The sequence below is a fragment of the Isoptericola sp. NPDC058082 genome, assembly GCF_042885055.1.
Lineage (GTDB): Bacteria > Actinomycetota > Actinomycetes > Actinomycetales > Cellulomonadaceae > Isoptericola.
Genome location: NZ_JBHVSQ010000002.1, coordinates 43,199 through 56,069 on the forward strand (window position 1 = coordinate 43,199; position 12,871 = coordinate 56,069).

10 protein-coding genes are annotated in these 12,871 nt (G+C 72.8%); 2 read left to right on the forward strand and 8 right to left on the reverse strand.

Annotation, left to right across the window (positions count from 1 at the left end; genetic code table 11):
* Positions 1-97 precede the first annotated feature (97 nt).
* From ahcY to ACFVS0_RS03315, 7 genes are all read right to left on the reverse strand, one after another.
* The gene (ahcY, locus tag ACFVS0_RS03285) at positions 98-1,636 is read right to left on the reverse strand and encodes an adenosylhomocysteinase (protein WP_430563964.1); all 1,539 of its coding nucleotides are present in this window, start codon (positions 1,634-1,636) and stop codon (positions 98-100) included.
* A 193-nt stretch (positions 1,637-1,829) separates the two neighbouring features.
* On the reverse strand, positions 1,830-2,447 hold the full coding sequence (locus ACFVS0_RS03290; RefSeq protein ID WP_430548980.1) for a hypothetical protein: 618 nt from the start codon (positions 2,445-2,447) through the stop codon (positions 1,830-1,832).
* Positions 2,448-2,608: 161 nt separating this feature from the next.
* Entirely contained in the window at positions 2,609-3,571 is a 963-nt protein-coding gene (locus ACFVS0_RS03295; RefSeq protein ID WP_430548979.1) for a hypothetical protein, read from the reverse strand.
* The gene (locus ACFVS0_RS03300) at positions 3,565-4,152 is read right to left on the reverse strand and encodes a hypothetical protein (RefSeq protein ID WP_430587154.1); all 588 of its coding nucleotides are present in this window, start codon (positions 4,150-4,152) and stop codon (positions 3,565-3,567) included. Before ACFVS0_RS03300 ends, ACFVS0_RS03295 begins: the two co-directional genes overlap by 7 nt.
* 174 nt (positions 4,153-4,326) lie before the next feature.
* Entirely contained in the window at positions 4,327-5,229 is a 903-nt protein-coding gene (locus ACFVS0_RS03305) for a glycine betaine ABC transporter substrate-binding protein (RefSeq protein ID WP_430548977.1), read from the reverse strand.
* A gap of 77 nt (positions 5,230-5,306) precedes the next feature.
* Positions 5,307-6,188 (reverse strand): ABC transporter permease, encoded by an 882-nt coding sequence (locus ACFVS0_RS03310; protein WP_430548976.1) that lies wholly within the window; start codon positions 6,186-6,188, stop codon positions 5,307-5,309.
* The gene (locus ACFVS0_RS03315) at positions 6,188-7,456 is read right to left on the reverse strand and encodes a glycine betaine/L-proline ABC transporter ATP-binding protein (RefSeq protein WP_430563968.1); all 1,269 of its coding nucleotides are present in this window, start codon (positions 7,454-7,456) and stop codon (positions 6,188-6,190) included. Before ACFVS0_RS03315 ends, ACFVS0_RS03310 begins: the two co-directional genes overlap by 1 nt.
* Positions 7,457-7,743: 287 nt before the next feature.
* Between ACFVS0_RS03315 and ACFVS0_RS03320 the strand changes: the two genes are divergently transcribed.
* Both ACFVS0_RS03320 and ACFVS0_RS03325 read left to right on the forward strand, forming a co-directional pair.
* Positions 7,744-8,433, forward strand: coding sequence for a DUF1275 family protein (locus tag ACFVS0_RS03320; protein WP_430548974.1), 690 nt, complete (start codon positions 7,744-7,746; stop codon positions 8,431-8,433).
* Positions 8,430-10,337 (forward strand): gamma-glutamyltransferase family protein, encoded by a 1,908-nt coding sequence (locus ACFVS0_RS03325; protein WP_430587155.1) that lies wholly within the window; start codon positions 8,430-8,432, stop codon positions 10,335-10,337. The genes ACFVS0_RS03320 and ACFVS0_RS03325 overlap by 4 nt, the downstream gene beginning before the upstream one ends.
* A 63-nt stretch (positions 10,338-10,400) precedes the next feature.
* On the opposite strand, the gene ACFVS0_RS03330 is transcribed toward ACFVS0_RS03325, so the two are convergent.
* Entirely contained in the window at positions 10,401-12,599 is a 2,199-nt protein-coding gene (locus tag ACFVS0_RS03330; protein WP_430587156.1) for a hypothetical protein, read from the reverse strand.
* Positions 12,600-12,871 lie beyond the last annotated feature (272 nt).

The following is a 12,871-nucleotide window of genomic DNA, read 5'->3' on the forward strand; positions in this document are numbered from 1 at the left end:
GGTCGTGCTTCAGGCCTACCTCTTCGTTCGCCGACCCACCATCTGTCTTCCCCCCTGGCGCGTGGTCTTTTCCCCCCTCCCCCAGGGCGACGGGCCGTCAGTAGCGGTAGTGCTCCGGCTTGTACGGGCCCTCCACCGGCACGCCGAGGTACTCGGCCTGCTCCTTGCTCAGCTCGGTGAGCCGCACGCCGAGGGCGTCGAGGTGCAGGCGCGCGACCTTCTCGTCGAGCACCTTGGGCAGGCGGTACACCTGGCGCTCGTACTGCCGCTCCTCGGCCGGGCGGGCCATGTCGGCGAACAGCTCCAGCTGGCCGATCACCTGGTTGGCGAACGAGTTCGACATGACGAACGACGGGTGCCCGGTCGCGTTGCCCAGGTTGAGCAGGCGCCCCTCGGACAGCACGATGATCGACCGCTCGGCGCGACCGTCGCCGGCCGGCAGCGTCCACTCGTGCACCTGCGGCTTGATCTCCGTCTTGACGACGCCCGGGACGGCCGCGAGACCGGCCATGTCGATCTCGTTGTCGAAGTGCCCGATGTTGCCGACGACGGCCTTGTCCTTGAGCGCGAGCATGTGCTCGGTGCGCACGACGTCCTTGTTGCCCGTGGTGGTGATGACGAAGTCCGCCTCGCCGATCACGTCCTCCAGGCGCGCCACCTGGAAGCCGTCCATCGCGGCCTGCAGCGCGCAGATCGGGTCCACCTCGGACACGATGACGCGGGCCCCCTGGCCGCGGAACGCCTCCGCCGCGCCCTTGCCGACGTCGCCGTAGCCGCACACGAACGCGACCTTGCCGCCGATGAGGATGTCGGTGGCGCGGTTGATGCCGTCCGGCAGCGAGTGGCGGATGCCGTACTTGTTGTCGAACTTCGACTTGGTGACCGAGTCGTTGACGTTGATCGCCGGGAAGATCAGCTCCCCCGCCTCGGCGAGGTGGTAGAGCCGGTGCACGCCCGTCGTCGTCTCCTCGGTGACGCCGCCGATGCTCTGCGCGACCGTCGTCCAACGCAGCGGGTCGGAGTCGAGCGCCCGGCGCAGCACGCCGCGCACGACGTTCATCTCGTGCGTGTGGTCCGGCTCGCCCGGCAGCGTGTCGGGCGGCACCACGCCGGCGCGCTCGTACTGCAGGCCCAGGTGCACCAGCATCGTGGCGTCGCCGCCGTCGTCGAGGATGAGGTTGGGGCCGCCCTGGCCGTTCTCCGCGCCGGGCCACACGAGGATCTGCTCGGTGCAGTCCCAGTACTCCTCGAGGCTCTCGCCCTTCCACGCGAAGACCGGGACGCCCTGCGGGTCCTCGGGGGTCCCGTGCGGGCCGACGACGATCGCCGCGGCCGCCTCGTCCTGCGTGCTGAAGATGTTGCAGCTGGCCCAGCGCACCTCGGCGCCGAGCGCGACGAGCGTCTCGATGAGGACGGCGGTCTGGACCGTCATGTGCAGGGAGCCGGCGATGCGGGCACCCGCCAGCGGCTGCGACTCGCCGTACTCGGCGCGCAGCGCCATGAGGCCGGGCATCTCGTGCTCGGCGAGCCGGATCTGGTGCCGGCCGGCCTCCGCCAGCGCGAGCGAGCGCACCTTGTAGCGGCCGGGAGCCTCGTCGAAGCCCGTCGTGCCGGGTGCCTCAGCGGTCGTGGACATGGTCGCCCTCCTGGGGTCTGCGGTATGAGCCGTGTGCGCTGGGGGCTCCCGTCTGCGCGTGGCCTGCCGTCGGTCGTCGACGGAGCGGGCCAGCACCCAGGGTAGACCGCGGGCCGTCCCGGACGCAGCGAGGCCGGCACCCGCGGGGGTGCCGGCCCCGTCCGGAGCGGTCGTGGTGCGACGACGGCCTCGGTCAGCCGTTCTTCGACGCGCGGTAGCCCGCCTTGCGCGCGGCGGACTCGGTGGTGAAGCACTTCTCCGGGGTGGTCTGCTTGTAGTACCGCCCGCCGGGGACGTGGTAGATCCCCGACTGGTTGCCCTTGATCGGCGCCCAGCTCGGGCAGTCGTACTTGCTGACGGGCGACGTCTGCGACGGCTTCTTGCCCTGCTTGACGACGAGCGTCTGCGTCCTGGTCTTGGCCTTCGTCGCCGACCAGACCTTCGTGTGCGCCGAGGTCAGCCGGTAGGTCCTGTAGGTGACCCGCGTCGTCACCTTGTAGGTGCCGGCCTTCAGCCGCACGGACTTCTTGTTCTTGGCGATCGTCTTGCCGGACTTCTTCACCGTGAGCGTCTTGGACTTCACCGAGACCTTGCCCTGGGCGACGACGATCGGCTTGACCGTCGCCTTCTTCGCGTAGGGCGCGGTCTTGGTGCCGATCTTCTTGATCGTCACGGACGTGGCGGTCGCCGCCGACGCCGACGGCGCGGACAGGGCCGCGGGGACGACGGCGAGCGGGGCCGCCAGCAGCGTCACGGCGGTGACGAGGGCGACGAGACGGCCATGGCGGCGCGCAGGCAGGGTTGACTTCACAGAGTTCTCCAGGTCGGGGGCCCCGTTCCCGGGGCGGGGGTCCGCGATTCGACCCGCGGACGCGCCCCCTCCCCAGGCGGTGCGCCGGCGTCGCCGGACAAGTATCCCCGAGGACGCCGGCGAACCGGTCCCACCGTGGCCGACTTCACCCGCCCGGGCGGTCACCGGGTCAGGACCTGCAGCTCCCCCACCGTGATCGTCGTCGCCGGCGACGTGAAGTCGTCGGTGAGCTGCCCGGACTGGTCACCACCCGTCCAGTCCGCGACCCAGTAGGTCGTGGCGGTCACCTGGTACTCGCCCTGCCGCGTGTACGTGTGCCCGCAGTCGGGCGACTCCTTCTTGCCGTAGGAGTCCTGGTAGGGCGTCCCGGGTCCGTCGCACGTCACGGTGGTGCCGTCGCCCATGTCCCACACGACGCGGTCGACCCGGGCGTCCAGACTGACCGTCAGGCCCTGGTCCGTGGCCGACGTCTCGCGCGGCCCGACCTGGTTCGCCGTCGGGCTCCGCGCCCACATCCACGTGGGCATGCCGACCAGGCCGACCCGTCCCGGTCCGTCCTCGGGCACGATGCCGATGTCGATCGCCGTGAGGGGCAACGCGGCGAACGCCCGCCGGGCTATCGCGGCCGGGTCGGCCGGCGGCGCACCCGGCGGGTTCTCCTGCCAGCCGTCGGTCGTCGTGAGGCACGCCGCGGGGCCGGTGCCGCCGGGAATGGCCACCTCGTTGCACCACTCCTCCGACGGCGAGCAGGTCACGATGTAGCCCTCGTCGTTGCCGTCCCACACCGGGTCGCTCGTGGGCGGCTGCGGGCTCACGAGCTTCTCGTAGCACAGGCGGGAGGCGTTCCAGGTGCCGGCGTCGGTCCTGCAGTCGACGACGTACTCGGGCAGCCCGTACCCCCCGGGCACCTTGCACTGCCGCTCGCTGCCGCTGCCCCCGCCGCCGGGGCCGTCGGGCGGGTCCCCGGGATCGGCCGGGACCTCGTCGTCGCACCCCATGCTGATCCCGCCCGGCGACCTGCAGTCCGACGGCGCGGCCTGCGCCGGGAGCCCGGCCCCCGCCACGGCGCCCCAGGCCAGCACGAACGCGAGCGCGAGCGTCACGACCCGCCGGAGGGTCAGCACGACCGCTCCATCTGCCCGGTGGAGTCCGTCACCCGCCACGCCCCGTCCTTGCCCTGGTGCTCGAGCTCGTACACGTTGACGTACCGCTCGGCGGTGTCGTTCGGCAACGGGACCTCGGTGCCGTCCTTCTCGTGCATGCGCAGCCCCGACGTGTCCAGGCAGGTGGTGAACTCGATCTTCTCGTACCCGGCGCCCCGCGCGGTGTAGCCCGTCACCTCCGAGTCGACCATCTCGGCCGCACCCGTGGTGTACCAGCCCTTCTCCGCCATGTCCCGGTACCAGGGGGCGTAGGCCTCCGCCAGCTCACCGCCCCAGTAGTCCATGGTCAGCCGGGTCCACCCTCCGTACCCGTCGTTCGCCACCTCGGCCTCCAGCGCGCGGAAGTCGTCGAGCACGCCCGTGGCGTCGTCGATCGCCTTCTGCTCGGCCTGCTCCTCCGGGTCGAGGCCGGGGCCGGCGCTCGCGGAGGCCTGCAGCTCGGCGAGGGTCGCCGCACCGGCGTCGTCGTCGGTGCAGGCCGACACGCTCCCGGCGACCGTCAGGGCGAGCAGGACGACGCCTGCCGTTCCGGTCCTTCTCATCCGTGCGCTCTCCTCGTCGATGATGCGGCGCGGTGGGCAAATGAAGGGGGCAGAGGTCAACCTAGCGCCGGTGCCCGCGCCCCGGGCAAGCGTTCCGAACGCCGAGACGCCCGCCCGGTGCGGACCGGGCGGGCGTCTCGGGTCGATCGGTGATGTCGATCGGTGCTGCGGAGGTCAGCCCTCGAACGCCGGGACGACGTCCGGGTTCTCCTCGAGCCACGCCTCGACGCCGGCCTGCGGGTCGTCGGCGTTGTCCTGGGCCACGGCCTTCTCCAGCGAGGAGTACTGCTCGTCGTCCAGCTTGATCTTGCCGAGCCACTCGGCGACCTCGGGCTGCTCGTCGCCGAACCCTGCGGTGGCCTGGAACTGCAGGTTGTTCTCGATGTCGAACGCGCCCTTGGGGTCCTCGAGCTGCTTCAGCGGGTAGACCGCGTTCGGCCAGAACGGGGTCCACATCGTGACGAGGATGTCCTCCTTGCTCTTGATCGCGTCGTCGAGGGCCGCGAGCATCGCCGGCGTGCCGGACGGCTTGAGCGTGTAGCCCGCGTCCTCCAGCCCGTAGGCCTCGATGACCTCCTCGGTGTCGTCCATCACGCCGGCGCTCGCCTCGATGCCCGTGATCGTGCCGCCGAACTTGTCGACGTTGTCGGCCAGGTCCTCGATGGAGTCCACGTCGGTGTACTCGGGCACGCCGAGGTACGTCGTCCCGCCGTCGTAGAAGTCGCCGAGGTTCTCGAGCTTGCCCTCGTACTTCTCCATGTAGCTCTCGTGGAGGCCCGACCAGGCGGACGGGTACATGTCGACGTCGCCGTCGGCGACCGCCGTGTACAGCACGCCGACGTCGTTCAGCTCCTCGAGCTCGACGTCGTAGCCGGCGGCCGTGAGCTGGTGCTCGAGGAGGTTCGCCATGGTGAGCCCGTCGGGCCAGCCGGGGACGTAGCCGAGGGTCACCTCCTTGTCGCCGCCCTCGCTGCCGCCGTCGTCGCTGCTGCAGGCGGCCAGCGTCAGGCCGAGGGTGGCGACCGCCGCGAGGGCGGTGCCGCGCCGGAGGCGAGGGCTCATGCGGTGGGTGCTCATGGTTGTACTTCCTTTCCTGTCGACGCCGCGCGCCGACGTTCGAAGAGTGCGGTCCCGTGCGTCGGGACCGGACACGCTCAGGCGGCGGGCGCGACGCGCCGGCGACGGCGCAGCACGGCGAGGAGCGACCGGCTGTTCTGCTGCCCGATCGCGCCGGTGAGACGGTCCAGGTAGATGGCGATGATGACGACCGACAGGCCGCCCTCGAAGCCCAGGGCGACGTCGAGCTGCGAGATCGCGCCGACGACCTCCTGGCCGAGACCCCCGGCCCCGACGAGGCCGGCGACGACCGCCATCGACAGCGCGAGCATGATGACCTGGTTGACGCCGGCCATGATCGTCGGCAGGCCCAGCGGCAGCTGGATGCCTCGCAGGATCTGGCCGCTCGTGCCGCCGAAGGACTCGCCGGCCTCGACGGTCTCGCGGTCCACCTGGCGGATCGCCAGCTCGGTGAGGCGCACGCCGGGGGGCAGGGCGAAGACGATGGTCGCGCAGACGCCGGGCGCCACGCCGATGCCGAAGAAGATCACGACCGGCACCAGGTAGACGAAGGCCGGCATGGTCTGCATGAAGTCCAGGATCGGCCGGACCACGGTGCTGAACCCGCTGCTGCGGGCCGCGAGGATACCGAGCGGGACGGCGATGATCAGGGCGATCAGCGCGGCGACGAGGACCAGCGCGAGGGTCTCCATCGCGGGCTCCCACATCTCCATGCTCACGATGAGGAGCATGCCGACGACGGTGAACGCCGCGAACGCCCACGAGCGGACGAGCAGCGCGAGCAGCGCGAACACGACGACGACCACGAGCGGCGTCGGCGCGAGGAGCAGGTCGGAGATCCCGTCGACGAGGGTCGACAGGCCCGTGCTGATGCCGTCGAGCAGCGGCTCGAGGTTCTCCTTGATCCAGTCGACGCCGTCCGCGACGTAGTCGCCCAGGTGCAGGTTGGGGATGGTCATCAGTTCGCTCCCGCGGGGTCGAGGACGGTGTCGCCGTCGCCGCCCGGGGCAGCGGCAGGGGCGGCGGGCTCGTCGCCCGTCGCGCCGTTCTCGCCGTCGGGCATCGACAGCGCGCTCAGCAGCGTCACGCGGGGGATCACGCCCAGGAGCCGGCCGTTCTCGTCGACGACGGCCAGCGGCGCACGGCTCGACGCGGCGTCGCCGAGGATCTCGATGAGCGGGGTGTCGGGGGTCACGCGGATGGCGCCCTCGTCGCTCAGCGGGAGCTTGTCGGCGCCCTGCTTGACAGCGTTCGCGACGTCGTCCTCCCAGACGACGCCCTCGAGGCGACGGTTGCGGCCCGTGACGATCAGCGCGGGGACCTGGTGCTCGCGCAGCAGCTTGTGCGCGGCCTTGGGCCCGGACTCGACGCCGATGACCGCGGCGGGGCGCTCCATCACCGCGGACGCGGTGAGCACGCGGCTGCGGTCGACGTCCGCGACGAACTGCGCGACGTAGTCGTTGGCCGGCTCGTTGAGGATCTGCTCGGCGGTGCCGACCTGCACGATGCGGCCGTCGCGCATCATGGCGATGCGGTCGCCGAGGCGCATGGCCTCGTTGAGGTCGTGGGTGATGAACAGGATGGTCTTGCCGAGCTCGGACTGGAGCTCCAGCAGCTGGTCCTGCATCTCCTTGCGGATCAGCGGGTCCAGGGCGCTGAACGCCTCGTCCATGAGCAGGACGTCGGTGCCCGCGGCGAGCGCGCGGGCCAGGCCGACGCGCTGGCGCATGCCGCCGGACAGCTCGGACGGCAGCGAGCCGCCCCAGCCGGCCAGGCCGACCATGCCCAGGGCCTCCTCGGCGCGCTGCTCGCGCTCGGCCTTGTTCACGCCCCGCAGCTGAAGCGGGTAGGCGGCGTTCTCGCCGACGGTGCGGTGCGGCAGCAGCGCGAAGTGCTGGAACACCATGCTCACCTTGGTGCGGCGGACCTCGCGGAGGCCGGCCTTGGACAGGTGCGTGACGTCCTGCCCGTCGATGCTGATGGATCCGGCGGTGGGCTCGAGGAGCCCGTTCACCGTGCGGATCAGGGTGGACTTGCCGGATCCCGACAGTCCCATGACGACGAAGATCTCGCCGGGCTCGACGTCGAACGTGGCGTCGATGACCGCGGCGGTGAGACCTTCCTTGCGCAGCTTGGCGCGATCGGCGCCCTCTTCCAACATGCGGACGCCGCGCTGCGGGCGGCGTCCGAAGATCTTCGTCAAACCATTTGCCTGGATGGCTGACACAACTCTCCCGGGGTCGGGGACATGGCCTGCCCGGCGCGACGGCGACGCTCGTCTGCCGGGCGGTGGCGGCGTCGTCACGGCTTCGTACGCCGGCACGACGCGGCCACACACTGTTCACGACGTTAGGCCATCTCCGGCACGGCTCTGTACGCGGCCCTGGCAAAACCCCCGTGATCTTTATCATGCTGTGACCAACAGGGCAGATTAGGCACGGATCCACCCCGGTGTCATCTGGAACTGTCCAGCGCCCCGGGCATCCACCCGGGGCCGGTCGCTACGGTGACCTGGTGCCCTCGCTCCTCGGACCGCTCCGTCGTGACCGCGACCGCCTCCATCTCGCCCTCATGCTCGCCCTGACGTTCTCCACCGGGATCGCCGACGCCGTCGGCTATCTCGGCCTCGACCGGGTGTTCACCGGCAACATGACGGGCAACGTCGTCATCCTCGGGATGGCGCTGGCCGGCGGCGACGACCTGCCCGTGGTCGGCCCGCTGCTCGCGCTGGGCACGTTCATGGCCGGCGCGGCGGTCGCGGGCGTGGCGCTGCGCCCGGTGCAGGTCGGGTGGACGGCCCGCACCACGGGGATGTTCGCGACCGTCGGGGCGCTGCTCGCCGCGATCACGGTGCTGCTCGCCGTGTCGGGCGACGACCTGCCGCACGCCGTGCAGCTCGTCGTGACCGGGCTGCTGGCCCTCGCGATGGGCACGCAGGCGGCGACGGCGCGTCATCTGTCGGTCAAGGACGTCACCACGGTCGTCGTGACGTCGACCATCACCGGCCTGGCCGCCGACTCCCGGCTCGCCGGCGGCCACGGCACCCACTCCGGGCGGCGCGTCGCCGCGATCGCCCTCATCTGCGCCGGCGCGGCCGCCGGCGCCCTGCTGCTGCAGGCCCACCTGGCGTGGGGCGTGGGCGTGAGCGCGGTGCTCACGCTCCTCGTCGCCGCCGTCGGACACACCACGGAGGATCCTCGATGACGTTCACTCCCCCGCCTCCCCACCCCACGCGCCCGGACCTGCGCGGCACGTTCGGGATGGCCGCCTCCACGCACTGGCTGGCGAGCGCGAGCGCCCAGTCGGTGCTGGAGCGGGGCGGCACCGCCTTCGACGCCGCCGTCGCGGGGGCGTTCGTGCTGCACGTCGTCGAGCCGCACCTCAACGGCCCCGGCGGGGACATGACGGCGATCCTCGCGACCGCGGACGCCCCCGGGCACCCCCGGGTGCTGATGGGGCAGGGCCCGGCGCCGGCCGCGGCGACGATCGCGCACTACCGCGACGTCGAGGGCCTGGACCTCGTGCCCGGCTCCGGCGCGCTGGCGGCCGCCGTGCCGGGCGCCGTCGACGCGTGGCTCCTGCTGCTGCGCGACCACGGCACGTGGACCGTGGCGGACGCCCTCGCCCCCGCCATCGGGTACGCCCGCGACGGCCACCCGGTGCTGGCCGCGGTGTGCCGCACGGTCGAGGGCGTCGCGGAGCTGTTCCGCACGTCCTGGCCCACGTCCGCGGAACGCTGGCTGCCGGGCGGGCGCGCGCCGGAGCCCGGCGAGCTCGTCACCAACCCCGAGCTGGCCGCGGTCCTCGAGCGCCTCGTGGCCGCGGAGACCGACGCCGCCGACCGCGGCGCCGACCGGGCCCGCGCGGTCGACGCCGCACGCGCCACGTGGAAGGCCGTCGTCGGCGAGGCGGTCGAGGAGTTCGTGCGCACGCCGCACCGGCACGCCGACGGCCGCGACCACGCGGGCGTGCTCACCGCGGCGGACGTCGCCGGGTTCGAGGCGTCGTTCGAGGACGCCGTGACGGTCGACTTCCGCGGGTACACGGTGGCCAAGACCGGCGCCTGGGGGCAGGGCCCCGCGCTGCTGGAGGCGCTGCGCATCCTCGACGGCTTCGACGACGCGCGGCTCGACCCGTCGACCGAGCTCGGCGCGCACACCGTGCTCGAGGCGCTGAAGCTCGCGCTCGCCGACCGCGACACCTGGTTCGGCGACCTCGACGCCGCCGAGGGCGACGCCGTGCCGCTCGACGTCCTGCTGTCCGCCGAGTACGCGGCCGCCCGCCGCGCGCTGATCGGCGACCGCGCGTCCCACGAGGTGCGTCCCGGCTCCGTGCCCGGCCGTGACACCCCGGCGGCGCCGCCCCTGCGCACGTCGTACGCCACGGACGTCCCCGCGGCCGCCCTGCCCGGGGCCCCGGCCGGCGGCCCCGCCGCCGGCGTCGGCGAGCCGACCGTCGTGGTCGGGGCGACCGCGCCCCTGAACGGCGACGGCCTCGAGACCGACGCCACGGGCGCGACCCGCGGCGACACCTGCCACCTCGACGTCGTGGACCGATGGGGCAACATGATCAGCGCGACGCCGTCGGGCGGCTGGCTGCAGTCCTCCCCCGCGGTGCCGGGACTCGGGTTCGCCCTGGGCACCCGGCTCCAGATGACGTGGCTGGACGAGGCGTCGCCGTCCGCCCTGACGCCCGGCCGCCGGCCGCGCACCACCCTCACCCCGACGCTCGTGCTGCGCGACGGGTCGCCCGTGCTCGCGTGCGGGTCGCCGGGCGGCGACCAGCAGGACCAGTGGCAGCTCGCGTTCCTGCTGCGCGTCCTGGTGGGCGGGTACACGCCCCAGGAGGCGATCGACGCCCCCGCCCTGCACACGACGTCCGCGCCCGGCTCGTTCTGGCCGCGCACCTGGACGCCCGGCGGCGCCGTCGTCGAGGACAGGCTCGGCGCCACCGTCCTCGCCGGGCTGGTCGAGCGCGGCCACGAGCTCACGCTCGCCGGCGACTGGGCGCTCGGGCGGCTCAGCGCCGTCACGCGCGACCCCGCCACCGGCGTGCTCGGCGCGGCCGCCAACCCCCGCGGGGCGCAGGGCTACGCGGCAGGCCGCTGACCCGGGACAGGGACGAGGGCGCGGTCCGTGCAGCACGGACCGCGCCCTCGCCTGCGGACGGCGTCAGACGCCGTCGACCCACTGGATGTAGTCCTCATACCCTGACGAGTCGGTCAGGCGCCACGTGCCACCGCTGACCGCACCGGACGGGACGAGGGCATAGGCCGTGAACGACGTGCAACCGCCGTTGTACAGCTCCGACGTCCCCCAGATGTCGTCGTCGAAGAACTCGTCGCCCTCGTCGTAGACGACGCCGTTGCTGCCCACGTACTCGATGCCGAGGTCGAGCCACGGCAGCGCGCTGCCGTCCCCGTAGTAGCAGACGGCCATCGGCGCCTGCACGAGCTTCGACGAGCCCGCCCATGTCGTCGAAGCGCTCGAACCGATGATCGCGGACCAGTCCAGCGTCGAGAACGCCACGTTCGGCCTGTACGGGTCGCTGCGCGTGGAGTCGACCCAGAGCCACGCCGACTTGCTCGTGGCCGTGCCGGCGACGTTCTTCACGACGGCCCGGACGCGCGACCCGTCGCGGAAGGATCGGGTCGAGAGCTTCAGGGTCGCCGAGGTCTTCCCCGACAGGTCGGTCCACTTCTTGCCGTCCGACGACGTCTGCCACTGGTACCTCAGACGGCCGCCGGTGGCCTTGACCGTGAACGTCGCGGTCTTCCCGGACGTCACCCACTGCTGCGCCGGGTTCCCGGTCACCCGGGGCTTGCTGACGCCCACGGGCCAGGCCACCTTGGCGGTGGCGGCGCTGGTCCGGGACGACGTCGCATAGCCCCGGCGGACGCCGGAGACGGTCACGGTGATCGTCTTGCCGTGCTGGGCGGACGTGAGCGTGAACGACGACCTGGTGGCGCCCTTGATGGCGGTGCCGTTGGCCTTCCACTGGTACTTCCACGACGTCGGCGCGGGGCTCCAGGTGCCCTTGCTGCTCACCTTGAGCGTGGAGCCGACCCGGACGGTCCCGGAGACCTGGGGCGCGGAGGTCCTGGAGTAGACGCGCAGCACGCTCGCGCCGGAGCTCGTCACCGTGCGCGTGGCGTAGCCGCTGCGGCTGCCCGTGACGCTGACGGTGAGCGTCCTGCCGGCATACCTCGACGGGATCGTGTACGTGGAGCGCGTGGCGCCCGGGATGGTCCGGCCGCTGATCTTCCACTGGTAGCGGTAGGTCGTCGCCCCGGGCTTCCACGTCCCGCGCGACACGGAGACGGTGCTGCCCACCTTGACGGTGCCCTTGATGGTCGGCCTCGGCGCCGACAGCACCCCCGGCGCGACCTTCGTGCCGGCGCTCGTCCTCGTCACGGTGGTGTACCCGGACTTCGTGCCGGTCACCCTGACGGTCAGGGTCCTGCCCTTCAGCGACGACGACGGCGTGTACGTCGACGCCGTCGCGCCCGAGATCTTCGTGCCGGACGCGTACCACTGGTAGCTCAGCGTGGTCTTCGAGGTCCAGGTGCCCGGCTTGGCCGTGACCTTCGAGCCCACCCGGACGGTGCCGCTGATCGTCGGGGTCCCCGTGGACAGGCCGGCCGCGACGACGGCGGCCGTCCGCTCCGACGTCAGCGTCCGGGACGCGTAGCCGTCCGCGGCGCCCGACACCGTGACCGCGATCGTCCTGCCCAGGTCGGCGGCGGTCAGGGTGTAGGTCGGCGTCGTGGCCCCGCTGACGGGGTCGTGCCCACGCCACCACTGGTACGTGAGGGTGGCCGCCGGCTCCCAGGCCCCGGCGTCCGCCGTGAGGGTCTGCCCGAACGCCGCCGTCCCGCTGATCGTCGGGGCCTGGGCCACGAGCTCGCCCTCGGCCACCGCGCCGTCTGCCGCGACCACGACCGAGGCCGACGCCGCGCCGTCGACGGCGCCCTCGGGGGCGGTGCCGGTCACCTCGACGCTGACCGGGTCGCCGGCCGTCGCCGGCGCGAGCGTCAGCGTGGGCTCCGCGCCCTGTGCGACCAGGTCGTCACCGGCGAACCAGCGGTAGGTGAACGCGAGCTCGACGCCGGCCGGCGCCCACAGGTCCGGCCGCGGGTCGATCGCGACGTCCTCGCCGACCTGCAGCGTGCCGTCGACGACGAGCTGGTCCGCCGCCGGGGCGACGACGTCCGTCAGGGCCGCCGCCGGTGCGTCGGTGGCCTCCGTCGCGACGACGGCCGCCGAGGCCTGCGGTGCGACCAGGAGCGGCGCGACGATCAGCGACAGGGCCGTGACGAGCGCCGACGCGCGACCGCGACGTCGACGCGGCGCCGGGTGGAGAGGTTCCACGGATCCTCCGAGGATCGGCGGCCGAGGCAACGGCCGCGAGACGAAGCACGGCCGTCGTGGCCACGACCGCTCGGGGCCGGTCGCCTCGTCGCGCGGGCGCGGTCCGGCGGTGCTGCACGCCAGTATGGGGACCCGCGGGGGCGCCGATCGCGTATCGGCCCAGGTCAGCGCATTTTTCACCCGGCCCCACCGGGTGAATCCCCGGGCGACGGCCGAGGGGGGGGTCGGCAAGAGGGGCGGGCGACCCCCAGGCGATTTGGGGTTTTTTTGTG